The sequence below is a fragment of the Proteus sp. fly-1008 genome (assembly GCF_040140305.1).
Taxonomy (GTDB): Bacteria; Pseudomonadota; Gammaproteobacteria; order Enterobacterales; family Enterobacteriaceae; genus Proteus; species Proteus vulgaris_B.
The window spans coordinates 537081-560785 of record NZ_JBEEWH010000001.1; the positions used below are offsets into that span (position 1 = coordinate 537081).

The 23705-nt window shown below is 34.8% G+C and carries 27 protein-coding genes; 11 read left to right on the forward strand and 16 right to left on the reverse strand.

The window, feature by feature from the left end:
- Window positions 1-70 precede the first annotated feature (70 nt).
- The 5 genes from ABN256_RS02525 (at window position 71) to ABN256_RS02545 (ending at window position 4691) form a co-directional block, all read left to right on the forward strand.
- Window positions 71-1405 carry a cytochrome ubiquinol oxidase subunit I gene (locus tag ABN256_RS02525; RefSeq protein WP_115349849.1) on the forward strand — a complete coding sequence of 445 codons (1335 nt, stop codon included), beginning with the start codon at window positions 71-73 and terminating at the stop codon, window positions 1403-1405.
- On the forward strand, window positions 1395-2402 hold the full coding sequence (gene cydB / locus ABN256_RS02530) for a cytochrome d ubiquinol oxidase subunit II (protein ID WP_197269126.1): 1008 nt from the start codon (window positions 1395-1397) through the stop codon (window positions 2400-2402). Before ABN256_RS02525 ends, cydB begins: the two co-directional genes overlap by 11 nt.
- Window positions 2383-2544, forward strand: coding sequence for a DUF2474 domain-containing protein (locus ABN256_RS02535; RefSeq protein WP_072068259.1), 162 nt, complete (start codon window positions 2383-2385; stop codon window positions 2542-2544). Before cydB ends, ABN256_RS02535 begins: the two co-directional genes overlap by 20 nt.
- Window positions 2545-3068: 524 nt before the next feature.
- The gene (locus ABN256_RS02540) at window positions 3069-3452 is read left to right on the forward strand and encodes a DUF805 domain-containing protein (RefSeq protein ID WP_072068260.1); all 384 of its coding nucleotides are present in this window, start codon (window positions 3069-3071) and stop codon (window positions 3450-3452) included.
- A gap of 393 nt (window positions 3453-3845) precedes the next feature.
- The gene (locus tag ABN256_RS02545) at window positions 3846-4691 is read left to right on the forward strand and encodes a siderophore-interacting protein (RefSeq protein WP_196554143.1); all 846 of its coding nucleotides are present in this window, start codon (window positions 3846-3848) and stop codon (window positions 4689-4691) included.
- Between the two features lie 93 nt (window positions 4692-4784).
- Here ABN256_RS02545 and ABN256_RS02550 read toward each other — a convergent pair whose 3' ends face one another.
- From ABN256_RS02550 to phoH, 6 genes are all read right to left on the reverse strand, one after another.
- Window positions 4785-5483 (reverse strand): fimbrial biogenesis chaperone, encoded by a 699-nt coding sequence (locus tag ABN256_RS02550; protein ID WP_340893140.1) that lies wholly within the window; start codon window positions 5481-5483, stop codon window positions 4785-4787.
- Between the two features lie 11 nt (window positions 5484-5494).
- The gene (locus ABN256_RS02555) at window positions 5495-6571 is read right to left on the reverse strand and encodes a fimbrial protein (RefSeq protein ID WP_349439066.1); all 1077 of its coding nucleotides are present in this window, start codon (window positions 6569-6571) and stop codon (window positions 5495-5497) included.
- A gap of 11 nt (window positions 6572-6582) precedes the next feature.
- Complete coding sequence (locus ABN256_RS02560) at window positions 6583-9096, reverse strand: fimbria/pilus outer membrane usher protein (protein ID WP_349439068.1); 2514 nt, start codon at window positions 9094-9096, stop codon at window positions 6583-6585.
- Between the two features lie 13 nt (window positions 9097-9109).
- Window positions 9110-9802, reverse strand: coding sequence for a fimbrial biogenesis chaperone (locus ABN256_RS02565; protein ID WP_196554140.1), 693 nt, complete (start codon window positions 9800-9802; stop codon window positions 9110-9112).
- A 49-nt stretch (window positions 9803-9851) separates the two neighbouring features.
- Window positions 9852-10442, reverse strand: coding sequence for a fimbrial protein (locus tag ABN256_RS02570; protein WP_349439069.1), 591 nt, complete (start codon window positions 10440-10442; stop codon window positions 9852-9854).
- 560 nt (window positions 10443-11002) lie between these two features.
- Window positions 11003-11788 carry a phosphate starvation-inducible protein PhoH gene (gene phoH, locus ABN256_RS02575; protein WP_196554138.1) on the reverse strand — a complete coding sequence of 262 codons (786 nt, stop codon included), beginning with the start codon at window positions 11786-11788 and terminating at the stop codon, window positions 11003-11005.
- Between the two features lie 350 nt (window positions 11789-12138).
- On the opposite strand from phoH, the gene ABN256_RS02580 reads away from it, so the two are divergent.
- Window positions 12139-12582 carry a methyltransferase family protein gene (locus ABN256_RS02580; protein WP_115349854.1) on the forward strand — a complete coding sequence of 148 codons (444 nt, stop codon included), beginning with the start codon at window positions 12139-12141 and terminating at the stop codon, window positions 12580-12582.
- 15 nt (window positions 12583-12597) lie between these two features.
- On the opposite strand, the gene ABN256_RS02585 is transcribed toward ABN256_RS02580, so the two are convergent.
- Window positions 12598-13581, reverse strand: coding sequence for an endonuclease (locus ABN256_RS02585; protein ID WP_349439071.1), 984 nt, complete (start codon window positions 13579-13581; stop codon window positions 12598-12600).
- A 253-nt stretch (window positions 13582-13834) separates the two neighbouring features.
- Here ABN256_RS02585 and ABN256_RS02590 point away from each other — a divergent pair, with 253 nt between their 5' ends.
- Window positions 13835-14017, forward strand: coding sequence for a hypothetical protein (locus ABN256_RS02590; RefSeq protein WP_036912881.1), 183 nt, complete (start codon window positions 13835-13837; stop codon window positions 14015-14017).
- Between the two features lie 4 nt (window positions 14018-14021).
- On the opposite strand, the gene ABN256_RS02595 is transcribed toward ABN256_RS02590, so the two are convergent.
- From ABN256_RS02595 to ABN256_RS02620, 6 genes are all read right to left on the reverse strand, one after another.
- The gene (locus tag ABN256_RS02595) at window positions 14022-14495 is read right to left on the reverse strand and encodes a threonine/serine exporter (protein WP_176694679.1); all 474 of its coding nucleotides are present in this window, start codon (window positions 14493-14495) and stop codon (window positions 14022-14024) included.
- Complete coding sequence (locus tag ABN256_RS02600; protein ID WP_115349856.1) at window positions 14486-15289, reverse strand: threonine/serine exporter family protein; 804 nt, start codon at window positions 15287-15289, stop codon at window positions 14486-14488. The genes ABN256_RS02595 and ABN256_RS02600 overlap by 10 nt, the downstream gene beginning before the upstream one ends.
- Window positions 15290-15893: 604 nt before the next feature.
- Entirely contained in the window at window positions 15894-16331 is a 438-nt protein-coding gene (locus ABN256_RS02605) for a universal stress protein (protein ID WP_072068270.1), read from the reverse strand.
- Between the two features lie 65 nt (window positions 16332-16396).
- Complete coding sequence (locus ABN256_RS02610) at window positions 16397-16735, reverse strand: hypothetical protein (RefSeq protein WP_115349858.1); 339 nt, start codon at window positions 16733-16735, stop codon at window positions 16397-16399.
- A 114-nt stretch (window positions 16736-16849) separates the two neighbouring features.
- Window positions 16850-17278, reverse strand: a complete 429-nt coding sequence (locus ABN256_RS02615) for a universal stress protein (RefSeq protein ID WP_036912874.1) — start codon at window positions 17276-17278, stop codon at window positions 16850-16852.
- Window positions 17279-17420: 142 nt separating this feature from the next.
- Window positions 17421-18305 carry an NAD(P)H-hydrate dehydratase gene (locus ABN256_RS02620; protein ID WP_196554136.1) on the reverse strand — a complete coding sequence of 295 codons (885 nt, stop codon included), beginning with the start codon at window positions 18303-18305 and terminating at the stop codon, window positions 17421-17423.
- 263 nt (window positions 18306-18568) lie between these two features.
- Between ABN256_RS02620 and ABN256_RS02625 the strand changes: the two genes are divergently transcribed.
- The 4 genes from ABN256_RS02625 to ABN256_RS02640 all read left to right on the forward strand — a co-directional run bounded on the left by ABN256_RS02625 (window position 18569) and on the right by ABN256_RS02640 (window position 21941).
- Window positions 18569-18790 (forward strand): DUF2594 family protein, encoded by a 222-nt coding sequence (locus ABN256_RS02625; RefSeq protein WP_036936466.1) that lies wholly within the window; start codon window positions 18569-18571, stop codon window positions 18788-18790.
- Window positions 18791-19518: 728 nt separating this feature from the next.
- Complete coding sequence (locus ABN256_RS02630) at window positions 19519-19881, forward strand: hypothetical protein (RefSeq protein WP_349439074.1); 363 nt, start codon at window positions 19519-19521, stop codon at window positions 19879-19881.
- Window positions 19882-20325: 444 nt separating this feature from the next.
- A complete protein-coding gene (gene hemB, locus ABN256_RS02635; RefSeq protein WP_072064069.1) occupies window positions 20326-21303 on the forward strand; it encodes a porphobilinogen synthase in 978 nt (325 codons plus the stop codon).
- Between the two features lie 173 nt (window positions 21304-21476).
- Complete coding sequence (locus ABN256_RS02640; protein WP_072068274.1) at window positions 21477-21941, forward strand: HIT family protein; 465 nt, start codon at window positions 21477-21479, stop codon at window positions 21939-21941.
- Between the two features lie 110 nt (window positions 21942-22051).
- Here ABN256_RS02640 and ABN256_RS02645 read toward each other — a convergent pair whose 3' ends face one another.
- The 3 genes from ABN256_RS02645 to ABN256_RS02655 all read right to left on the reverse strand — a co-directional run bounded on the left by ABN256_RS02645 (window position 22052) and on the right by ABN256_RS02655 (window position 23699).
- Window positions 22052-22396, reverse strand: coding sequence for a low molecular weight protein tyrosine phosphatase family protein (locus tag ABN256_RS02645; protein ID WP_197269123.1), 345 nt, complete (start codon window positions 22394-22396; stop codon window positions 22052-22054).
- A gap of 2 nt (window positions 22397-22398) precedes the next feature.
- On the reverse strand, window positions 22399-22617 hold the full coding sequence (locus ABN256_RS02650) for a hypothetical protein (protein ID WP_036912865.1): 219 nt from the start codon (window positions 22615-22617) through the stop codon (window positions 22399-22401).
- A 149-nt stretch (window positions 22618-22766) separates the two neighbouring features.
- Window positions 22767-23699: a hypothetical protein gene (locus ABN256_RS02655; RefSeq protein ID WP_196554133.1), complete on the reverse strand. Its 933-nt coding sequence runs from the start codon at window positions 23697-23699 to the stop codon at window positions 22767-22769.
- Window positions 23700-23705 lie beyond the last annotated feature (6 nt).

A 23705-nucleotide genomic window follows, 5' to 3' on the forward strand; every position in this document is an offset into this window, starting at 1 on the left:
GTCATATGGTCTACTAATCCACACGATTTACCTGCAATTTACATTTACATATCAATAAAACGAGGTTTTTATGCTTGGGTTAAGTGCCTTCGATCTGGCGCGTATCCAATTTGCGTTCACAGTTTCTTTTCATATTATCTTCCCCGCTATTACTATCGGATTGGCTAGTTTTTTAGCCGTATTGGAAGGTTTATGGTTAAAAACCCGCAATAAGGATTATTTAGCGTTATTTCATTTCTGGTCAAAAATATTCGCTGTTAACTTTGCTATGGGTGTTGTCTCTGGTTTGGTTATGGCCTATCAATTTGGAACCAACTGGAGCTTTTTTTCTGACTTTGCCGGCTCAATTACAGGCCCTTTACTGACTTATGAAGTGCTTACCGCTTTCTTCCTAGAAGCGGGATTTTTGGGCGTAATGCTATTTGGTTGGAATAAAGTGGGTGAAAAACTTCACTTTTTCGCAACCTGTATGGTCGCATTAGGCACGCTGATGTCAACGTTTTGGATCTTGGCATCAAATAGCTGGATGCAAACACCACAAGGTTTCGAAATCATTAATAACCAAGTTGTCCCCGTAGATTGGATTGCGGTTATTTTTAACCCCTCTTTCCCTTATCGTCTCGCTCATATGGGCGTTGCCGCATTCCTTGCTTCTGCTTTCTTTATTGCTGCTTCCGCGGCGTGGCATCTCCTTAAAGGCAATAAAACATCAGCAATGAAAAAGATGCTTTCAATGTCTTTGTGGATGATTTTAATTTTAGCACCAATTCAAGCTCTCATTGGTGATGTCCATGGTTTAAATACCTTAAAACATCAGCCAGCAAAAATTGCTGCCATTGAAGGTCATTGGGAAAATAAACCGGGTGAAGCAACACCGTTAATTCTCTTTGGTATGCCTGATATGGATGCTGAAGAAACCAAATATAAGATAGAAATCCCTTATCTTGGCAGCATGATCTTAACTCACAGCTTAGAAAAACAGGTTCCGGCATTAAAAGAGTTTCCGAAAGAAGATAGGCCTAATTCACTTATCGTTTTCTGGTCTTTCCGCATTATGGTTGGCCTCGGGATGTTAATGATCCTAGTGGGTGTTTGGGGAACTTGGCTACGATATAAAAATAAACTTTATGAATCTAAAACCTTCTTACGTTTAACGTTTTTAATGGCACCGTCAGGTCTTATCGCGATCCTTGCAGGTTGGTTTACAACAGAAGTCGGTCGCCAGCCTTGGGTTGTTTATGGCATACAGCGAACACGAGATGCTGTCTCCGCTCATGGTGAAATGCATATGAGTATAAGCCTGCTGATCTTCTTTGTTGTTTATGGCTCTGTGTTCGGTGTTGGATATGCCTATATGTTAAGACTGATCCGTAAAGGTACTTCGGAGGTTCATCATGGGAATTGATTTACCCGTTATTTGGTTCATCATCATCGTATTTAGTACATTAATGTATATTGTCATGGACGGCTTCGATCTCGGTATCGGTATGCTCTATCCATTTATTAAAAGCGACCAAGATCGTGACTTAATGATGAATACCGTAGCCCCTGTGTGGGATGGTAACGAAACATGGCTAGTCTTGGGGGGAGCTGCATTATTTGGTGCATTTCCACTTGCTTATGCTGTTATTCTTGATGCATTAGCAATGCCTTTAACTTTAATGCTTGTTGCCCTGATTTTCCGTGGTGTTGCCTTTGAATTTCGTTTTAAAGCAGATAACAATCACAAAGGTTTTTGGGATAAATCCTTTATTTTGGGATCAATGCTAGCAACCTTTATGCAAGGAGTTGTCGTTGGTAGCGTTGTTCAAGGCCTACCTGTTGTTAATCGCACATTTGCAGGTAGCTATTTTGATTGGTTGTCGCCTTTTGCACTCTTTTGTGGTTTTGGCTTAGTTATTGCCTACTCCTTATTAGGATGTGGTTGGCTAATCATGAAAACTGAAGGCCACTTACAGCAAAATTTATACAAAATTGCTAAACCACTGACACTGGTAATGCTTGCTGTGATCGCTGTTGTTAGTGCATGGACACCGATAGCACAACCAGCCATTGCTGAACGCTGGTTCACGTTACCTAATTTATTCTTCTTTTTACCCGTTCCACTTTTAGTGTTATACAGCTCATGGCTGATTTTGCGCTCGATAAAAAAACAAGGACATTATCTTCCTTTCTTTGGGGCATTGGCTTTAATTTTCTTAGGTTTTGCCGGATTAGGCATCAGTATTTGGCCTAACATTATTCCGCCTGCCGTTAGTTTTGTAGCTGCTTCGGCACCACCAGAAAGCCAAGGATTTATGTTAGTTGGCGCGCTCTTTATTATTCCAATTATTCTCGTTTATACATTCTGGAGTTATTACGTTTTCAGAGGAAAAACCAATTATGAAGAAGGCTATCACTGATCCACAAATACAAAGCAAACCCTCATTATTAAAAAAATGGGGCTGGCTAATTACAATTTGGTTTTGTAGTGTTTTAGCCTTATTTGCGGTTTCTTCTCTTTTTCGATTCTTAATGACGCTTGCGGGAATGAAAGTGAAGTAAAGGCAAAACACACACAGCAATATAAAAACAGTACCGCACGACGGTAAAAATAAACACAAAGGGCTGATATTGTTTTAGCCCTTTTTATTTTCCATAATTAACTAAAATTAAATCAAACACATTGATAAAATAACTATAAATACATCATTTTTGATCAGTAGTAAGGGATAAACTCTTTTTTATTATGTTATGACGATAAATAAAGATATAAACAATCCTATAAAAAGCTATCTTCACTAGAAATAAAATAGAGTACTTGTTGAATTCAATTTCTAAAGTAATTATGATACCCGCCACTTAGCACTCCACATCAGTATTAGTTTATAAAGACGCATATTGTATATCATTTAGATATTACCTATTTGATTAACTTAAAAATTAAGCTCATATCCCTATAAAATAGAGGGAATGGTCATAATGTCTTTTTAAAAATGTATTTTGATAATTTAGAATTATCTTAATTGCTAAGAAAGATCACCTAAACTAGGCTTACGTATTGTTGCTACTAAATTAAGGATGAAGTCATGAATTGGTATTTGGAAGTCATTAAAAATAATTACGCTAACTTTTCAGGCCGTGCTCGCAGAAAAGAATATTGGATGTTTACTCTGGTAAATACCATTATCATTACTGTTCTATACGCTATTTTAATGTCATCAATAGATATGAACACTGGTGAAATGAGTTCATTAGGTTCAATTGTAGGTATTATTATCGGTATTTATTCTTTAGCTATTATTGTACCTAGCCTTGCCGTCACTATTCGTCGTTTTCACGACCAAGATAAATCAGGTTGGATGTTCTTACTTGCATTTATTCCTGCTGTTGGTGGATTAATTGTTTTTGTCTTTATGTGCCTAGAAGGAACTAAAGGCGACAATAGATTTGGCCCAGATCCTAAAGCTTAATCTATTGCTGACATCATATAAAAATACAGTGAGTATAATATTTTAAAGTTTACTCACTGTATTTATTGATTTTTCCGCATTTATTTCAACTCTCTAAAACCATTCCTTTTTTCAAAAAAATAACACCAATCCTCTCCTACCACATTACATTTTAGTGTTTTTGTTTTCTTCTCATTTTTTCTAATTAATACTTATTGATTATTATATCAAGCTTATTACATTGATTTTTAAGTTTTTTTCTTGATTGTAATTTGAGCCTAATCACACAATGATAAGTAAAACATACACCTCACTTTACTAAATTAAAGTTAATGTTGATAATGACTATCATTATTAATTGAAAATGATAATATCTACATCGAAAAAACAATTAAATGAGTCAGGTAAAAAAACGTGAGTAACCCAAAAACACCTCAAGAAAAAAATATTTATAAACCAGCTCCTCCTCGCCTAGTTCAAGTAAAACGTATTACTGATGTCACACCAGGAATGCGCTGCATTACCTTTACTAGTGATGATTTAGATAACTATCCTGCTGATACTGCGGGCGCACATCTAAAAATATTTTTGCCACTAGAAGGCCAAGTTAAGCCAACAGTACCGGGTTTTTCTGAAAAAGGTCCCAAATGGCCTGAAGGCGAACCAAGATCGATTGTACGTACTTATAGTGTCCGTGCTATTCGCCCAGAGCAAAAAGAGTTAGACATTGAATTTGCCGTTCATAACGATGCTGGTCCAGCTATTCATTTTGCGCTAAATGCAAAGCAAGGCGACTATATTGGGATCACTAATCCAGGTGGCCCAGATCCCTTATTAGCTCCTGCATCACATTACTTTATGGCAGCCGATCCAAGTTCATTACCTGCTTTAATGGCTTTAATTGAAACAATGCAACCTAATGTTCAAGGAAAAGTCGTTATACGAGTAGAAAACGAAACACATCGCCAAGAAATTAAACATCCTAATGGATTAGAAATAATCTGGTTAATTGGCTCAGTTGAAGAGCAAACTGAAAACTTAATTAATGAATTTATGTCTTGGAAATTACCTGCTGAAGATGTGGCATTTTGGATTGCAGGTGAAGACAAAATTATTCGTGCATTAAGACGTCATATTCGTCGTGATAACGGTTACGATCGTAGCTTAATTTATGCTATTCCTTATTGGCGTTTTGGCTATGACGAAGAAGGCTATCACGCTGAACGTCACCATGTTATGGATAATGAAGATGTAAGCTAAGTAATAAATTAAAGATTAAACGTTGGCTGTACAGGCTGCATATTAGCCCCTCATTAATATGCAGCCTTTTTATTTAATCGTGATATGAAAACGCTATTTCTTCATCCTTTTCTCATCTTGCTGATAATTTCCATCATCATCAATATAAACAAGAGTCATAATTTGATGAGGATCTACCTGTCCTTGATATTGAACTTTTTGTTTTGAAAATGGCGCAACCATAATAGCATTAATGAGAGGTTGAGCTTCTTTATCATCAATATAGATCTTTGAAATAGTAAAAAAATAAGCACTAGGATTATTTATCTCTAAATATTGCGCGCTCTGTGTAATTTCAATCTGTTTAAAAATATCGCGGGTCGTTAATGTAAGTTGATTAGGTCGGTAGAAAATTTTTATTCGTGTCTGTAAAGCTAATTGGAGTGTATTTACATTTTCTTTCTTGTCTGGCTTTGGCGGAATATCTAATACATTTAAATAAAAAATAGATTCTCTATCTTGTGGTAAAGAATTATCAAGTTGCTGTAATTTTAATTGCAGCCCCCCATTTGCAGATATTTTCGCCATAGGAGGAATAACAAGAAAAGGTGCAGTTGTGGTTTCTGGCGTCGATGCAATATTTCCCTCATCTGTCCAACTCTGAATTAATGTTGATTGCTCACTTTGATTAACTATCTGTAATAATATCGTTGATTGGTCAGCAGGGAAAACTAAACGCGTTCGTTCTAACACTACGCTGGCATTTGTAAAAGGCGTTATCAATATAAATAACAGAATAAAAATTTTTTTCATCTTGACACCTTTTAATCGTAAGACATTACCAGTGTTGCCGAACTTGTTATTTTACCTTGAGTCACCGTATTCGCATTATAAGGGGAGTAGTAAGCGCCCATATTAATAGAAAATACAGGAGATAATGTACTCCCTTTAGTCACACTAAAAATACTCGTCGCACTCCCTTGTGTATTTATGGAATCAGATAAAACAAGCGGGCTATTTGTGTTATCTGCTTTTACGACACGAAATCCAACCCCTCCTGCCCCCTGTGCGGTAGTATTCGTTAATATGGTTTTATCCGCCGCTAATAAGTTTTGGCTTGATAAAAACATATTAATATTACGAGATGTTTTCGAATCACCTAATAAATTTTGGCAGGTAAAGTTTAATGTAAAAGGAGTATAACCGGCTTTATCAACTGTTTTTACCTCTTTTACACTAATTAAAGGTAATGAGACAACAAGTCCTGCATTAGAAAAATCACATGTTGTCATTACTGGGTTATAGGTAATTTTCATTGGTTGTAAAAAAATATCATTTTGATCGACAGGCCATACCCACGTTAATAAAAACTGCACTAATTTAATCACAATATTCAGCAACCATTGAATAATCCCTACACTTGATGCATCAGAGGCTAAAATAACCGGGGTTACAAGGGCCGTATTTCCACTTACTTCAGTGTAATTACTCGATGGCTTAGAGGTGAGTAACGTAAATTTAAGGGTAAAATTAGTATCTAAATCAGATGCAGGATGCGTTCCCGCAGCAATATTTTCCACACTCTTTTTTTCTAATGACGTTAAAGTGATAGAAACAAACTGTTTTCCACCATTAAAACCAATTGTTCCTGTTCGATTATCAGCAAAGGGTGAAGCTATACCCACTGAATTAGGAAATAGCCCTCTTGCTGTACATTTAAATGTACCTGGAAATGTTGTTCTACTCGCCTTCGTAACCGTTGTTGAAGCGCTATTTAAATCTCCAGATATGTCGAAATTAATATCTGGTGCTGTGATCGTACTATCTGGCTTACAATTAGCAATCGCCTTTTGGCTTAATATTCCTATTAATAATAAAAATATAAAGGTTGATAATTTCATAGAACTTTCCTTTATCGACAGATATTACGATTTTTATCCATCGTATTAATTAAATGGCTAATTACACATTCTATTTTGCCGGTTTCATTTATTTTTATAGAGACAGAAGACGGTAACGTATCACTTTTTAAATAAAGTACACCGGATTGTCCTACATATCCTATTGCTTGTTTCTTATTATTAAAAACTTCTGTTCCAAAAGGTAAACTTTCACCATTATCTAAAGAAGCTCTAATAATAAAAGTTTGGCGTTGATCCGTTTCTAATGAAAGATAATTAACTGCACCTAAATAAGGAGTGACATGCGTGATATTTCCAACAACTTCAGCATTTGATGGAAGTTCAGTATTGGTTAATGTATAAATATTTGTACGATAAGGAATGCTATTTGCCACCAATACAACACCTTGATGATTAGTTAAGGTTGCTTTATGTCCATTCACCATCATATTATTTGCCATTGGTGCTTCAATAATGGTATAGGTTTTTCCAGTATCTCCTGAAAATGCAATATGATTAGGAATAGCAACAACGGTTCCTCTTGTCCCTAATCCACCTTGACGATAATCATTTGCCTCAGTATAAGAAGCGGAAAGTGTGCTATAAGGGTGGCGATAACTCACATTTGCACCGACTAAATTATTCCCACCCGTTTGATTTGAACCTGTTAAAGTATAATTGACTAAATCATCTTTACCTGCCGTTCCACTTAAACTTAATGTAGATTGCTGATAGCGTGAGTCTGCCGCGTAAATAGAGGTATTTAGGTTTGTTCTTTTATCGAAAAACGAAACAGGGATACTGACATTTAAGTAATAACGTGTTTCTTCTTTATTATCGTAATTTCTTAATTTGGATACAGAAAGATTATAAGCAATATCGTTATAGTTATTTGAATATCCTAATTGATACTCTCGATTACTGTTAGTTGTATTCCAATAATTTCGATGCGTGCCTGAAAGAAAAATAACGCCTCTTTGACCACCTAGATATTGGTTAAGATTAATGGTAAACGTATTTTTTGCTCGTGATCCTCTTAATGCGTCAAAGGTTGTTAAATCTAAATCAGAAATAGTATTATTATTTCCCTGCTGTTTAGCGAGATCATTTTGATAATCTTTCCAAGCTTGGTAATTGTCATGCGAGTAAATAGAATCAACAAAACTATAATAATCACGAGTTGAATAACGATAAGCCGCCAGTGTTAAATTTGTTAATGTGGCATCCATATATTTGCTATATGCCAGACGAAAGCTTTGTCCTGTCTTCTTACCGATTTGTAGATCTGCGCTTGCATGAGTTATATCCGCAGAGATTGCGCCAAATTTAAAATTCCAACCACTCCCTATTAATGCTGAATAATAATCTTCGCTGACAATTCCTCCTGCATATACAGTTACTAAATTATTTAATCCATAATGAAATTCACCTTGTGCAAATTTAGCTCGATAATCCGTATTGTTAATGCGTGATTCGCCTAGCATCACATTATAGCGATATACTCCTTCTTTTAGCATATCGGGAACGGCTGAAAATGGCACCGTGAAAGACTCTCTTCTTCCATCAGCTTCTTGAACAACCACTAACAGATCACCGCCACCTGCTGTGGGTTGAATATCTCGAAAAGAAAACTCGCCAGGAGGCACATTTTCTTGAAAAACTAAATTTTCATTTTGATAAACACTGACTAATGCGTTGGTTTGAGCAACACCCCGAATAATAGGAGCAAATCCTTGGCTTGAATTGGGTAGCATTCCCATTTCTGTCGCTAATGATGCGCCTCTAAATGAAATACTGGTAAAGAGTGCCGCAGGTGTATAAAAATCACCAATCGTTAATCCCGCAGTTATCTGACTTAGCGCCTTATACACATAGCGGGTATTATTCTTCCACTGGCTTTTCCCGTGAGAATAGTAGGAATAGTTAGATTCATCTCTAAATTGCCATGCTCCTAAGTTAATACCTGAGTTAAGATTGGCAAAGAAATTTTCGTTATTACTTTTATTTCCTTTTTTCTCTTTGTAGTTATAGTAATTTAAATTATAGGATAAGATCAGCGCCGAGATACCTCGCTCCCAATAACTGGGATCAACATATCCCATTTCAGATTGTTTAATAGAAATCTGAGGTGCACTGATATCAAGCCTTAACCGATTAATATCTAATGTTGTAGTAACATTTTTTGCAAGCTCGTTAATTAAAATTGTTTTTTGTTCTGTTATTTTTTGTTTGGCTGATAAAGATAAATTTAAACCGAGCTTATTTACATTTTCTGTTTCAATGCTCATCCCTGTCTTAGCACCAAGAACATTTATTTCAAATTGCCCTTTCCATGCTTGATTAACATAGACATCAACAAGTTGTTTCCCTTCAGGCACTTTATCATCTATATAAAATCGTGAAATATCCCCGTTTTTTGATTTTCCTACTAATAAAGATGTATCAAATCCCTCTGCATACAGATCTTGAGCATAATGTTGCATTCCTAAAAAAATAAGGATTGAGAGGTATTTTGGATTATTCACGATGCTGTCTCAGTTAGAGTTTAATATTCTGTGATTTATAAACACCAAAATCATCAACATAAATAACAACGACCGAATGACTGATTAATTTATTAATTAGTGGTAACTCACGAGAAGATAAAGGCGAGATCATTTCAGAATCAACAAGCGTAATACGAGGAGTTTCTTGTGTAGAAATAGAGGCTATAGTGAAATGATACTGTGAGTTATTTTTAACAATGACTTTATTGCCATTCAATTGATACGTTATTTTTTCATTAATACGTGCTGGATCATCCATTAACCCTTTCGGTCGATAAAAAACTTTAATTCTTGTTTTCATCGCTAATTGTAAATAACTTTTTCCTTTTAAGGCTTCCGCATTTTCAGGGATATCAAGAATATTTAAAAAATAAACTTGTTCAACATTATCTTTTAATCCTTCATTGGAATTCTTTATTCTTAATGTTTGTCCCTGCCTACCCGCTATTTTTACAATGGGTGGGTATAAATAAAAAGGAGAATTAGCATCTTCCGGCGTTGAATCGACATCACCGTCATCTATCCAACTTTGTATAAGTGAAGCTAAATCACCATTATTTGTTAATTGAAGATTAACACTATCTACACCTTCATAATAAATAACGCGTGTACCGTTAATAATAACATTAGCAAATACGCTCATTGGTAATATCAAAGCAATAAAAAAGATAATTAATTTTTTCATTATAAACACCCTAAAAAACCAGACTCAAATTGAGTCTGGTTCCTTTAGATTATAAATAAGAGACAGTATAAATAACGTTAGAGTGTACAGGCCCTGTTTTAGCCGCTGTTGCATTGGTTTTATAATAACTCGCAATTAAACGTAGTGTATCTGAATCAGGCGCTGTTTTATCACCTTTAATGCCCGTATCAAATGTTACATTTAACGGTATAGCAACCGTTGGTGCAGCCGTTGTCGATAAGCTAAAGCCGACATTTTTTGCAACTGTTGGATCATTTTCATTAGCGGTATCATTCACTAAATATAACCCACTTGTTGAAATACTATTTGCAGATGAAAAATGTATTTTTAAATTACTGCCACTGGGTGTTGATGCCGGTGCACAATCAGAGAATGTTAAAGCAAACTCTTTTTGATTTTTGGTGATCACAGTATTAGCTGTTGTTCCTGCATCAGATACAGTAATAGGATCTAATAAAATAGAGAAATCGGCACTATTTCCCCCATTAATGGTACAAGTGGTATCACTAATAGCACCAGAGAAAGAAATAATTCCACCGGCGCTGTTAGTTGCGGCAAATGCTGACGTCGACAATATAGCCACTGATAATAATGACAGTGGGAGTTTATGTTTAAGCATATATAACCCCAAGAATAGACAAATATTTAATTAGCAAAAATAAGCTTCTATTATTGCCATCATTAACTAAAGGATGAATAAAAAACCCTAGTCATTTTTGATATTAGCTACATTTAAAAACCTCAACAAATAAAAATAAACATTTTTTAAAATTCGTGACTTAAGTCAAATTTAATTAACCATATACCATAGTTAATATATAAATGTATTGATATTTAAATTTATTATTTAATTTAAATACAATTAACTAAAAAACAATAACAATTAATGTATTAATAAGCACTCTAATAAAGAATAGTTTTTTTAAAAACGAAAAAATAAGGAATAATTTATTTTAATAAACTATTCCTTATTAAGATATAAAAAATACCTTTTCATTCAGAATGAGAGAGTGTATAAATTTTATAGTGGAAATAATCGTCAATAAAAGAGTGCTTTAGAAAATTGATAAAATATCAACACCATACCATTTAACATATTTAATTTTTGATAGGCTACATATTAACTATCTCAATAATATGTAGCCTTTGATTATTTTATGCAGAAACTCTGAACTTTATTCAATTAGTATATGCTGCTAATACATGTTGACATAAAGTTGAACGCACACAGTCTTCTTGTGTGAATTTAATCACGCCAATTTGCTTATTTTCCTCAAATCGAATAAGGGCATCCGCTAATCCTGAATTTATATGTGAAGGTAAATCACATTGGGTTATATCACCATTAACAACCACGGTAACATTCTCGCCCATACGTGTTAGAAATAACTTCATTTGATTCACGGTAACATTTTGTGCTTCATCTAAAATAACAAAGGCATTTTCAAATGTACGACCACGCATATAAGCAAAAGGGGCAATTTCAACTTTACCAATTTCGGGTCGTAGACAATATTGTAAAAACGAAGCACCTAAGCGTTTCACTAATACATCATAAACAGGACGAAAATAAGGTGCGAACTTCTCAGCAATATCACCCGGTAAAAAACCTAAATCTTCATCAGCTTGTAAAACTGGGCGTGTCACAATAATACGCTCTATATCTTTGTTAATTAGTGCGTCGGCTGCCATTGCGGTACTAAGAAACGTTTTACCACACCCCGCTTCTCCTGTAGCAAAAATAAGACTTTGATGTTTAATGGCATTCATATATTGGCGCTGTATTTCATTACGCGGAGAAAGTACACGTTCATCACGCTTCTCTCTCGCCATACCAATAGTATCAATATCCCCAAACCCCGGTAAAATCATCACATTATCTCTATGTACTCCACTACGTTGTTCTTTACGTGAAGTACGCTTATTTTCTCGGCGTGATCGTGTTGCTGCTTTTTGTCTACTCATAGTGGTATTTACCCTTGTTAGTCTTCAAAAAGTCATCGACATCTCTATTTGTCTTCCATTCGCTTACCGATGAGTCCCCTTTAGACTCTGTTTAGTCACAGAAAACAAAAAAACCGGTCACAATCCTGAACATTAAACATCAATGAACGGTTGTTGCCGGTTTTCTGTGAGTAATGAGATATTTCCATTGCTTCTATCATTCATATTCCCCATCATGGAGTTAGAGTGAAAATTAACGAAGCTTTGTGACAGTATAATGACAAAAGAAAAATATTTTCAATACTGAGCTTATCTATAACGAGATGAACTTAACATAAAAATAACAATAAGTGTTATTTTAGGGGGAATAAATGAATTTCTTGCGATTACCTTTTATTTATTGGTTACTACTTAACCTAATTCCATTTATTAGTTTTGAACTTCACTCAGGCTCTCTAAAAATGGGTTTCTTTTTTTATTTAGGTTTACTGACTATTACGACTTCTGGGATCTGGCTTTTTTATTGCCTCTCATTTTTTATTAAACAAAAAACATCTCCTAATCCCAATCACACACCTCGACAATTAGTGACAAGTGGCCCTTATAAAATTAGCCGTAATCCTATGTATCTCGGTTTTTTGGACATCAGTATTGGACTATTTTTTATTTTTGGTAATTGGGGATTTTTAGGTGCAGCGATTGCGTTCTACTTTATTACTGATCGCTATACGATAGTACGTGAAGAGAAGATCTTAAATGAGTTATTTCCACAAGCGTGGCAACAATATTGCCGCCACGTTCGTCGTTGGATGTAATCTAAATAATCACCCTTAAGGCTGTTTGCAGTTATTTGCTAAACGATAACCTGCCTTAATAGCCTCATTTTCTGTTTTAAAGAAGACAGCATTTTTATCTGACATGGTTTTATAACCAGAGCAATGGGCAAAATGATAAATTTTACTATTTGTATTACCCTTAATACTTTCAGACTGTGATGTACTTACTTGTTTAGGAGTTTCAGTTTTAGCTTTAGTGACAGGTGCATTATTTGTTGCAGATAATCCGACACCACTATTTTTATGCCCTAATTGCCATTTCACTTCTCCCGTCACAAAAGGATTATGATATCCAACGACACGAGCAATACGATTATCACGCTCTTTTTCCCATGTCGTTGGCGGATAAGACTTATCCCAAGCCATTAATAATTGTTGTTGCTGACGTGACATTGAGAGATTATAGCGATCATGTAAATAGAAATAGACCCTTGCTACTTGACCTTTTACTTCATTACGAGGCTCAAAAGTACGTGAGGCAAAATCAACACGGCTACGGCATTGACCATATTGGTAAGGTGCTTGAGTAGGTAATTGCCCAAAGCTGAAATTACTACGATCACCATTAACTTCACCAATAGACGGTGCTAAATTGTGTAAATCGGCTTCGATCTTGCCAAACACAGGATCGTTTTTCACACAATTAGCTCGACCACCATTTTGCCAACATTGACGCTGATGCCCAAACACCCATGCAGGAACAATATGTTCCCACTCAATACGTGCAGCTCTTGTTTGTTGTGTTCTTACTTGATAGCCACAACTGGCTAAATCGACACGACCACCAGATTTCCCTACCCATTCCCAATCGCAGCCACAATAAATCGTTCCTTGTGATTTTTGATTTTGATCATAATAGATACGTTCTTTTGCTATCTCTTTTGCTTTTGTAAAATTTTCTGGGACTTGTGCTTGAACATTTAATGTAAAAATAAATAAACCCAATACAATCGCGGTATAGTGTAATATTTTTCTCAAAGTGATATCTGCCTTACGCTTTATTTTATTAAACCCAATAAGAATTATCTTTAATAACCAACTGATAATCTTATTTTTATTTTTCTTTATATTACCTTTTTTAAATTTATTTTGGGCAATCTTTCTTGCTATTTTTTATGTGAAAAATAAAACAATAAGTGTGAATAGTAATAGAAAAAGCCGTTATTCTCGACATTAACGCAAAAGGGATTTGCTATGGTTTAGTCCATCAATGATTTGGAGAAATTTAAAAATGAATGAGAATATGCTGAATTTAATGGATGAATTAGTAGAGATCACAAAAAAGCATGCGAATAACGAAGATGTTAAAGCGCATGCAAGTTTGGAGTCTGAAAACAAATTACGAATTCAAATTATTATTTCTGACAAAAATGAACTGGATATTACATTAAATTCACTACAACACGCGATGTAAGAAATTATACACTCGGACGCTTGCGATATAACCATAATCCCGGCAAGGATAGCCCGATAGAAAGCGCACCGACAATAAATGAAGCTTTAAGGAAATTAGTAACTAAAGCTTCAAAAATCTCCTCGCTATAACCGATTTGTGTTAATTTCACCACAGAGATCATCGCGATATAGGCATTAATTCCAGGGAACATTGGAATAACAGCCGCGACAGTGAAAACTTTAGGATGAGCAAGCCACCAGCGTGACCATTGAATACCAATGCAACCGACTAAAATTGCGGCACAGAAACTTGCCCATTCAATATTCATTCCACTCATAATCAGCACAGTACGTGAGCCATGCCCTATTGCCCCTAATAACGCACAATATTTTAAAGCACGTAAAGGCACATTAAATACCATTGCGAAACCCACTGCAGGAATGGCGGCTAAAATCATATCTTCAATAAGGGTAAGAATAATCGTTATTATGCCCAATCTCTTAACTCCCATACTGCCATGGCTAAAATAACCCCTAAACAGGTTGCCAATGTTAACATTGTTGCCATTGCCCAACGCGCTAACCCCGTATTAACATGGCCTTTAAACATATCAGCAACAGCATTAATTAAAGGAAATCCGGGAACCAGTAATAAAACACTGGCAGCCATTGAAATAGTTGCAGTTGTTTGAAAATAAGAGAGCTTTAATAATAAACCTGAAACAGATGTGGCAACAAAAGCAGTAATACAAAAATTAATTAGTGGATTCATTTGACGATGCGTTAATACTTGGCGTACAAACATACCAAGGCCACCACCAATAGCCGAAACTAAAAAACCATCCCAGTTGCCACCATTTAATTTAGAAAAACAACCACAAGATAAGGCAATCATAAAAATAATCACCCAACGTGGATAGCGTAATGGCTTTATATGCTCAAAGCGTTTTCTTGCTTCATGAATATCTGCAAGATGATGTTCAACCAAAATAACAATATGCTGAACCTCTGTCACTACATGCATATTAATGCCACGATCAACTATCTTTCGTGTTGATGTCTGACAATGTCCATTGACTATCGTCGTTAATACAACTGCATTAGCAGAAATTGCACTTTCGACTTGATGTACACCTAAAGCTAAACCTAAACGGGTTGAAAGCTGTTCAACCAGCATGCTTTCTGCGCCATGCTGCAATAGCAATAACGCAGTTTGAATACATAACTTGGTAATTTCACGCTGTTTATCTTGTGAAATGGCAGTGCAGTCCGCCATTATCTCATTATCCATACCATGCCTTAGTTTTAATCAAAAACGAGCTACTGCTAATATAAAGTTTATCAGCATAGCTCATTCCTCGCCCTATTATCTTTCAATATTATTATGAAGAAATAAAATATTTAAGGCAGTAGGTAGATCAATCTTTATTTACTCACTCGCTTTTATTCGTAGGATCTCTGCTTTAGAAAACTCGTTAAATAATATGTATTCTAAATCATTCAGGATACGGCTAACCAACAAGCAGAGCTTTTAGGATACGTGCAATAGTATATAACTTGTGCAAATAGACGTCGCCTATAACGCTGTAATTTGAAGTATGACGAGTATATAAAATAACAAAGGTGCCAAATTTGGTATTCAACATAATACTCATCTCTCATTAAAAAATAATAGAACCCACTTTAGAATGCCTATCATTCTCAATCAATGAAATCCCTTATGTTTGCATAAAAACCACTTAATAAACAATTACACCTATCTATATTTTTTTACCTAGCATTGAAATGACAATGCATATCCGAAATGATAAGTGATTTTTTATAAACCAAAGTAAAAAAGCCCCCAAATAAATAATTTAGGGGCTTTTGCTGTTTTTTTACTTTTATGAAAATTTTTAGCGGACAACTAAAACAGATTGCTTCGCATAAGCAACGATACCTGACGCATTTGAACCTAATAAGTGTGTTGAAATACTTGGACGACGTGAACCAATCACAATCAAATCAGCATTAATTTTTTCAGCTAGCTCTAAAACTTTATCTCTTGCAGAACCAAATACGGCTGAATATTCAACTCGTTCATTAGGCAAATCGATACTATTAGCTAATTCTTGCAGTTGTTCTTGTACACGTTCAAGCGCTTTGTTGGCAAAAGAACTTAACATGTCATAGTGATAGCTATAGCTAATAGAAAAACGTGAAATATCAGGAATAGCATGGAAAAGATGCAGTTTCGCACCTTCTAGTTTGGCAATATAAACAGCGTGTTGTAAGGCTTTTTTCGTTAACTCATCTTCTGAAATATCAACAGGTACTAGAATTGTTTTGTACATAGCAACTCCTCATTATCAGATTACTGTCTGTTTTTATTGTAGCGTTAAACCCACAGCTTGCTTATTTAATCTTCCTCAAGATGCCATTTATGCAATTGTCGATGAATAAACGGTGTGACAACCAGCCCAATTGATAAAATAAAAACACACTGAAGAAACAAACCATATATTGCAATAAAAAAGCGCCCTGTTGGGGTTGCAGGTGCAGGCTCTACTGGTTGTCCACTCAACATAGAAATTGCATTTAATGAGGACTCCATAAAGCTATGCCCTTCAATTAAATAGAATCCTAATACGCCGGGTAATAACCCTAAAAAAAAGAAAATAGAGCCTATTACATAATAGCGTAAGATGCGTAGAATAAAACGATCGAGCCTTAAAAGTTCTTGGGTGAATTTTTCCATTCTTATTCACTCTATAGAGTGTTTACTCAATAAATGGCTTACTAAATAAATAAGATAAACTACGCAAAAATAAAATATGCTACGAGGAATACTCATAGCATATTAATGAATATATTAACGAACAACTAACACTGAAATTTCCGCGTAGCGAACTACGCCCGCTGCGGTAGAACCTAATAAATGAGTGCTAATATTAGGCCTGCGTGAGCCTATGACAATTAAGTCGGCTTGAATATCTTTTGCTGTAACTAAAATTTCATCACGAGGTGAGCCAAAAGTAACCGTATAAGCGACCTTTTCAGCTGGTAAATCTACCGAATCTACCAACATTTGCATATCATTTTCTGCTTTCACTGTCGCTTTATCTTTAATTTCTGGATAACCCAGTGAATAAGCATTAATGATTGCCGAAGAGATAGGAAGAACATGAATTAAATGTAAGTTAGCTCCCGTTTCTTTTGCTAAATACACAGCATGTCGTACTGCTTTACTGGTTAACTCTTCTTCTACAATATCAATAGGTACTAAAATCGTTTTATACATAATAACTCCTCTCAACTCTCCATTTGCCTTAATCCTACCGCAATAACCCAAAGATTACTGTGAGTGAATTAACTAAAAACAATCTAATCTTAATATAAACCTACTTTAATTATTAATACGTTATACGATAAAACAAAAGATCTTATTCAAAATAATCGGCATTATGTTGTTGTGTTTGCGCCCATATTTGATTACGAACATCGCGAACAGTATCAATCAATTCTGAAGCGGTTAATCCTATTGGTCCAATACCTTTTTCAACTAAAATATCAGCAGCAATACCATGTATCCAAACCGCGCTTTTAACCGCTTCAGACATTACCATTCCTTGCGCTAAAAAACTTCCCATGATACCGGTTAAGACATCCCCACTTCCTGCTGTTGATAATCCACTGTTACCTGTTCTGTTAATTAGGATCTCACCTGTAGGAGAAGTAATAACTGTATTTTCCCCTTTGAGTATTGCCCAACAGTGGTAAAGTTTTGCCATTTCTTTAGCTGCTTGTTCTCGGTTATTTTGAACATCACTCAATGTACAATTAAGTAAAATAGAGGCTTCTTTGGGGTGCGGCGTTAATACGCAATGTTGATTAAGTGAGATTTTTGATTTTAATTTTGCCATCAACACTAGCGCATCTGCATCAAAAACATAAGGTTGGTTTTCATCACGTTGAGCTAATACATTTAATAAAATATTTTCAGAATTTGCCGACACTCCCAACCCGCAACCAATAGCCCAAGCAGAAATATCTTGCCTATCGACTAACTCAGACGCTGTTTTTAGCATGAGCTCTGGTGCGCTATCAATAAAAGGAAGAGGAAGTTGTAATTGTGCGAAACCAAGAAAAACTTTTCCACAGCCCGCTTTTAATGCACTTTTACCAGCCAACACAATGGCACCACTCATTCCTTCAGCACTACCAATAATACCAATTGTTCCAAATGTACCTTTATGTGTATTTCCTGTTTTACGCTGATAAAGTGCAGGATAATGTGTTATTGCATATAATAACTGCTCTTTTTTCATCTTATTCTTCTCCACCATTTCCTGCATTTTTTCTTATTATTAATCGCAATAGATATACAAGCTCTCTTTAACGACTGATATTCAAAGTATAGCGTGATTTTAGTGAGTAAATGTAAGAGCGTACTATTTTGCCTGATTGTCACTCTAACGATACCAATCTTATAAAATGCTTGAGGCTACACTATTCATCCCTCATCAAGACTTTGCTATTCTATCGGCCTAATTTGATATCATTGGCCAATTAAACACAAAGGAAGTAGATAATGAACGAAAAATTTAAAACACAAGCAGATGTTGAAACATTGGCAGAAGAAGTGGCTTGTTTAAAAACCCTAGTCACTTATATGTTAAAAGCATTAGGCCAAGCAGATGCAGGTCGTATTATTTTAAATATTGAACGCGCGATTGCAGAAGTTGATGACGAAAAACAAGCAGAGACATTCCGTAATACTATTAGCCAAATTAAAACTGTTTATCGCCAGTAATTGATTTATTTTGGATTGGGTTTGGTACATGTTTTTATTCTATTTTATGAACTTTTTGTGCTGCACAAATAAACAAAAATTAGTTTTAAATTCCTATATACTCAATCTCGAAATAAACCATTCTTTATTCATTTAGCTACCCCTCTATCTTTATAGAGGGGATTTTTTTCTCTTTTACTCCCATTTCTTAACTCTCCCATTAAAAGTTTTTTCATATTTTATAAATGATAATTATCTTGTTTATTCATTATCTTTAGCTAATAATCTGAATAATAAATATTTTTTGTTAAGCATTTTTAATATTATTTGAATTAGGGAGTAAGATAAAAACCTTATACTTTTAGTGTGTTGTTTATAAATTAATCTATAGAATACAATAAATTAAGTTTACTTCAGTATTAACAGCTTATCATTTTATCCTTATTTTTATATTTAACTCTCTATTTTTTATTATTAACATAAATAAAAACCAATATCATAAAATGTAAATAAAGATAAATCCTAATATCATTAAAACCATGTTATTTTATTTATTGTTAATTATAACTTTCCTTTGAAAATAAGAACCTAGTTTATTGTCCTTAAACACAATTATAGCTATAAAACTAGATTCAATCGGATTAAAAAAATTAACGTTTTATATTTTTACACTTATTCTGATTTATCGTCACCCTTGTTTATATGTTACACTCGATAAGTACGTACCAAAAAATAAACATGAGGCTAAAATGAAACCATTTCTCTTATCTCTGCTATTATTGCCCGCAGTTGCTTTCGCAAACCCAACTAAAATGGCTGATGATTACTGTGATACCTTTAAAGATATCTCAATTAAAGCTTATGATACAAAAGAACCAGCAGAGAAAATCGCCAAAGATGCAGTAGCCTCTTTAAATGCAAAGAAATTTGATTTTGCAAAATTAGAAGCAACTGAAGCACAATTTACTGAAGGCACTATCGAAGTTGTTAACTCTTTACGTGACGCAAAAGCTGAAATTGGTTCTCGTGCAGAATTCCAAGAAGGCCTAACTCAAATTGTTGCAGCTTGTAAAATTCAAATGATCTCTGCATTAGAAGAGCAAAAAAAATAATCCTCTCATTAAGAAATGAGTAGTCATCAATTTAAAGAGTAGAAATTATCCTGCTCTTTTTTCTCTTTCTCTATAACTAACTCTCTACACTCTAAATAATTCGAGGTGTGGTCAATAACACTACAACTTGAAATATAACGAGTAAATATTTCAAATAATTCAAGGTGTTGCTACATATGACTAGTGCGAATGAAAGAAGTCAACAACGCTACAGCTTGAAGTATGACGAGTAAATACTCTAAATAATTCGAGGTGTAGCTAGGCGACAAGTGAATGAGTCGCTAGGAGCATACAATAGTATGTGACTAGTGCGAATGAAAGAAGTCAACAACGCTACAGCTTGAAGTATGACGAGTATCAATTATAGAGTATCTATCTATCAATATTAAGGTTTATAATACCACAGTAAATACTTGTTAGTACTGGCCATAAAAAGGAGATATTGTGAGCAACGAACAATCCATCCAACGTTTAAGAAGACTACGCCAGTCAGAAAACCTGCGCGCGCTCTTTCAAGAAACAACCTTAACTAAAAATGATCTCGCTCTGCCTATTTTTGTTGAAGAAGGACTTGATGATTATCAGCCTATTAAAAGTATGCCGGGTGTGGTTCGTATTCCTGAAAAGCGTCTTGCTTATGAAATTGAACGTATTGCCAAAGCTGGCATTAAAACTGTTATGACTTTTGGGGTATCCCATCATCTTGATGAAACTGGAAGTGATGCTTGGAAAAGTGATGGCTTAGTTTCTCGCATGTCTCGTATTTGTAAAGATGCAGTACCAGAAATGATTGTGATGTCTGATACTTGTTTTTGTGAATACACTTCACATGGTCACTGTGGCGTTTTACATGGTGAACATGTTGATAATGATGAAACTATCTATAATTTAGGTCTTCAAGCTGTTGCTGCGGCACAAGCTGGTGCAGATTTTATCGCGCCATCCGCAGCAATGGATGGTCAAGTCGCAGCCATTCGCGCAGCTCTTGATAAAGCAGGATTTAGTGATACAGGCATTGTCTCTTATTCAACTAAATTCGCTTCAGCCTTATATGGCCCGTTCCGTGATGCTGCAGGCTCTCGCTTAATTGGTGATCGCAAAACTTATCAAATGAATCCAATGAACCGCCGTGAAGCGATCCGTGAATCATTAATTGATGAGCAAGAAGGCGCTGATATGCTGATGGTAAAACCCGCAGGCGCTTATTTAGATATTATTCGCGATGTGCGTGAACGTACGTTATTGCCTTTAGCAGCTTATCAGATCAGTGGTGAATATGCCCAAATTAAATTTGCGGCATTAGCTGGTGCAATCGATGAAGATCGTGTGGTCATGGAAACTTTAGGCTCAATTAAACGCGCAGGAGCAGATTTAATTCTATCTTACTTTGCACTTGATTTAGCTGAAAGAAACCTACTTTAATCATCTTATGCTCGAAATGATCTAAGGTGTACTAAGATACAGCTATGCACAATGTTTCATTTGAGTACATACAGTAAACAACTTATTGAAGATGCTCCAAATAATTCAAGGTGTAGCGGCAACAACGCTACACCTTGAAATATGACGAGTAATTTTATTATGGGGCAATTACTATGGATAACTGTATTTTCTGTCAAATCGTTGCGGGAAAAGCACCTTGCCATAAAATTTGGGAAGATGATCACCACCTCGCTTTTCTCTCTATATTCCCTAATACCAAAGGCTTTACTGTTGTTATCCCTAAAAAGCACTATCCAAGTTATGCGTTTGATTTAAGCGATGAAGCCTTAGCCTTGCTCGTTATTGCAACCAAAAAAGTCGCTAAGATCTTGGATAAAACATTTCCTGATGTTTCTCGCTCAGGCATGTTTTTTGAAGGATTTGGTGTTGATCATGTTCACAGTAAACTTAGTCCAATGCATGGTACTGGTGATATGACAAAATGGGCGCCCATTGAAAATAAGCAGAAGATTTTCTTTGATAAATATCCTGGTTATCTTTCATCTCACGATTTTGAACGCGCGAGTGATGAAGAGCTTGCACAATTAGCATCCTTGATCAGAAAAAACAATCAATAAATACAACAAATAAAAATCTAACTTATTCTTTTTATACTCAAGGCTCTCAAATATAAAAAAACGCTCAGTCTTATACTTTAAGCTGAGCGTTTTTTATCAAGACAAATGAATTATTTAGTTGAAAGCTTTGCTTCCATCGGTAAATAAGGCTGAACTTTCTGTTCAAGGAGTTCAATTAATGCCAGATCATTAAAGCGATAATTATCAGGTATTCCCAATACATGTGCTTTTTTATAGCGCATGATTGCCGGAAAATGTGCAGATAATCTATTTAAATGTTTAGATTCCATGACAAGCACTAAATCAGCCCATTTCAGTAATTCATTATCAACAACACATTGCGCATCTTTGCGCGTACCAGCTGAAAGTGTATTAATCCCTTCTCTATCTGCAAACAATAGTTCAGCGGTCGGACTTCGCCATTGGTTTTTACTGCAAATAAATAAGATATTCATTATTATTCACTATCAGATAACGCATTTAATCGACGCTGACTACGAGAAATTCTTGGGTATTCGATTCCTAGTTGTGCAGCTCTGGTCATTTTGAGTGATCGAGTATATAAATTAGACCATTTTTTTTCTGGTTTAAACATCACTCGTGAACAACCCATTTCTTGATGTTTATTTTTGCGGTTAACACATTGGCGCCAACCACGATCTCTTTGTGTAGACATAAAAACCTCTCAGATTAAAGGGATAGCAGCCGCAGTAATACGGAGAGGGTCTAACAGCAAGTATAATACATGATAGAAATTAAATTCGATACCCAATAATACAGTACGCAGTAGAACTTTTTATCTCTATAGGTAATTAGGCTTGCTTTTTAATTAAGTAATCCATATTGCTTTAGAATAAGAAAAATAATTAGCGCTGTTTGAATAACTAAAAACACATTTAAAAATAAAAATCTATTTTTACTATTTTTATCATTATAAGCTATCTTAGCAAGAATATTTACTCTTTCTCGCTTACTTTCCTCAACAAAGTTTAAAAAGTCATCAGTATTAATGAGCAGCTTCTCTTCTATTTTTTTGTTAAGCTGATCACCTATTTCATCTATTTTTTTATCACGTTCTTTTAGGTGGTGAAGTAAATTGTCTTCAAGCAAATAAACACCATCATTAATATGACATTCCAATGCGTGTTTATCTTCTTCTGATCTATTCTTGAGAATTTCAACAAGATGTGTTAATTCTTTACTAAAGAAGGCATTATGTTCCGATGATACCCCATCGGCTTTATTAATAAGATCTTTGCGCGTCTTATTGAAACAGGCATCAAGGTGATCTTTTAAAAAGTCAATTTTCTCTAAAACTGCTTTTTGATTTTCAATCAGTATAAAATCATTCTCGTTGATTTTATCAAAAATTTTATTATTTTCAGCTAAAATATTTTCTTGTAGTTTATCTATCTTTTTTTTGTTTTCAACAAATTGGTTATTTATATTCTCTTGCGTTAATTGATGTCTTGTTTTCTCTTCAAGAGAGAGTGACGTTAATGATGATTTAATGTCATCTGTCGTAAAATTTAATTCTTCAGTAAACTCAAAGAAACTATTTTTATGTGCATTAATTTTTTGATCAACACTTTTTATCTCATTACCACACGTAAAAATAAATTCATTAAGTTTTTCCATTATGGTATCTGAGCTATTTTTAAACTTTCCGTCAATAGAACTAATAAAAATATCTTGAACTAGCTCATCTAACATTTTTTCTGATGGATCTTTTTTAGTATCTTTCATTTTATTTTTCATAACAAA

What these genes read in the sequence shown, in the direction of transcription:
- ABN256_RS02525 (WP_115349849.1), top strand. Translation starts at nt 71, where the DNA reads ATGCTTGGGTTAAGTGCCTTCGATCTGGCGCGTATCCAATTTGCGTTC.
- cydB (WP_197269126.1), top strand. Translation starts at nt 1,395, where the DNA reads ATGGGAATTGATTTACCCGTTATTTGGTTCATCATCATCGTATTTAGT.
- ABN256_RS02535 (WP_072068259.1), top strand. Translation starts at nt 2,383, where the DNA reads ATGAAGAAGGCTATCACTGATCCACAAATACAAAGCAAACCCTCATTA.
- ABN256_RS02540 (WP_072068260.1), top strand. Translation starts at nt 3,069, where the DNA reads ATGAATTGGTATTTGGAAGTCATTAAAAATAATTACGCTAACTTTTCA.
- ABN256_RS02550 (WP_340893140.1), bottom strand. Translation starts at nt 5,483, where the DNA reads ATGAAAAAAATTTTTATTCTGTTATTTATATTGATAACGCCTTTTACA.
- ABN256_RS02555 (WP_349439066.1), bottom strand. Translation starts at nt 6,571, where the DNA reads ATGAAATTATCAACCTTTATATTTTTATTATTAATAGGAATATTAAGC.
- ABN256_RS02565 (WP_196554140.1), bottom strand. Translation starts at nt 9,802, where the DNA reads ATGAAAAAATTAATTATCTTTTTTATTGCTTTGATATTACCAATGAGC.
- ABN256_RS02570 (WP_349439069.1), bottom strand. Translation starts at nt 10,442, where the DNA reads ATGCTTAAACATAAACTCCCACTGTCATTATTATCAGTGGCTATATTG.
- phoH (WP_196554138.1), bottom strand. Translation starts at nt 11,788, where the DNA reads ATGAGTAGACAAAAAGCAGCAACACGATCACGCCGAGAAAATAAGCGT.
- ABN256_RS02580 (WP_115349854.1), top strand. Translation starts at nt 12,139, where the DNA reads ATGAATTTCTTGCGATTACCTTTTATTTATTGGTTACTACTTAACCTA.
- ABN256_RS02590 (WP_036912881.1), top strand. Translation starts at nt 13,835, where the DNA reads ATGAATGAGAATATGCTGAATTTAATGGATGAATTAGTAGAGATCACA.
- ABN256_RS02600 (WP_115349856.1), bottom strand. Translation starts at nt 15,289, where the DNA reads ATGGATAATGAGATAATGGCGGACTGCACTGCCATTTCACAAGATAAA.
- ABN256_RS02605 (WP_072068270.1), bottom strand. Translation starts at nt 16,331, where the DNA reads ATGTACAAAACAATTCTAGTACCTGTTGATATTTCAGAAGATGAGTTA.
- ABN256_RS02610 (WP_115349858.1), bottom strand. Translation starts at nt 16,735, where the DNA reads ATGGAAAAATTCACCCAAGAACTTTTAAGGCTCGATCGTTTTATTCTA.
- ABN256_RS02615 (WP_036912874.1), bottom strand. Translation starts at nt 17,278, where the DNA reads ATGTATAAAACGATTTTAGTACCTATTGATATTGTAGAAGAAGAGTTA.
- ABN256_RS02620 (WP_196554136.1), bottom strand. Translation starts at nt 18,305, where the DNA reads ATGAAAAAAGAGCAGTTATTATATGCAATAACACATTATCCTGCACTT.
- ABN256_RS02625 (WP_036936466.1), top strand. Translation starts at nt 18,569, where the DNA reads ATGAACGAAAAATTTAAAACACAAGCAGATGTTGAAACATTGGCAGAA.
- ABN256_RS02630 (WP_349439074.1), top strand. Translation starts at nt 19,519, where the DNA reads ATGAAACCATTTCTCTTATCTCTGCTATTATTGCCCGCAGTTGCTTTC.
- ABN256_RS02640 (WP_072068274.1), top strand. Translation starts at nt 21,477, where the DNA reads ATGGATAACTGTATTTTCTGTCAAATCGTTGCGGGAAAAGCACCTTGC.
- ABN256_RS02645 (WP_197269123.1), bottom strand. Translation starts at nt 22,396, where the DNA reads ATGAATATCTTATTTATTTGCAGTAAAAACCAATGGCGAAGTCCGACC.
- ABN256_RS02650 (WP_036912865.1), bottom strand. Translation starts at nt 22,617, where the DNA reads ATGTCTACACAAAGAGATCGTGGTTGGCGCCAATGTGTTAACCGCAAA.
- ABN256_RS02655 (WP_196554133.1), bottom strand. Translation starts at nt 23,699, where the DNA reads ATGAAAAATAAAATGAAAGATACTAAAAAAGATCCATCAGAAAAAATG.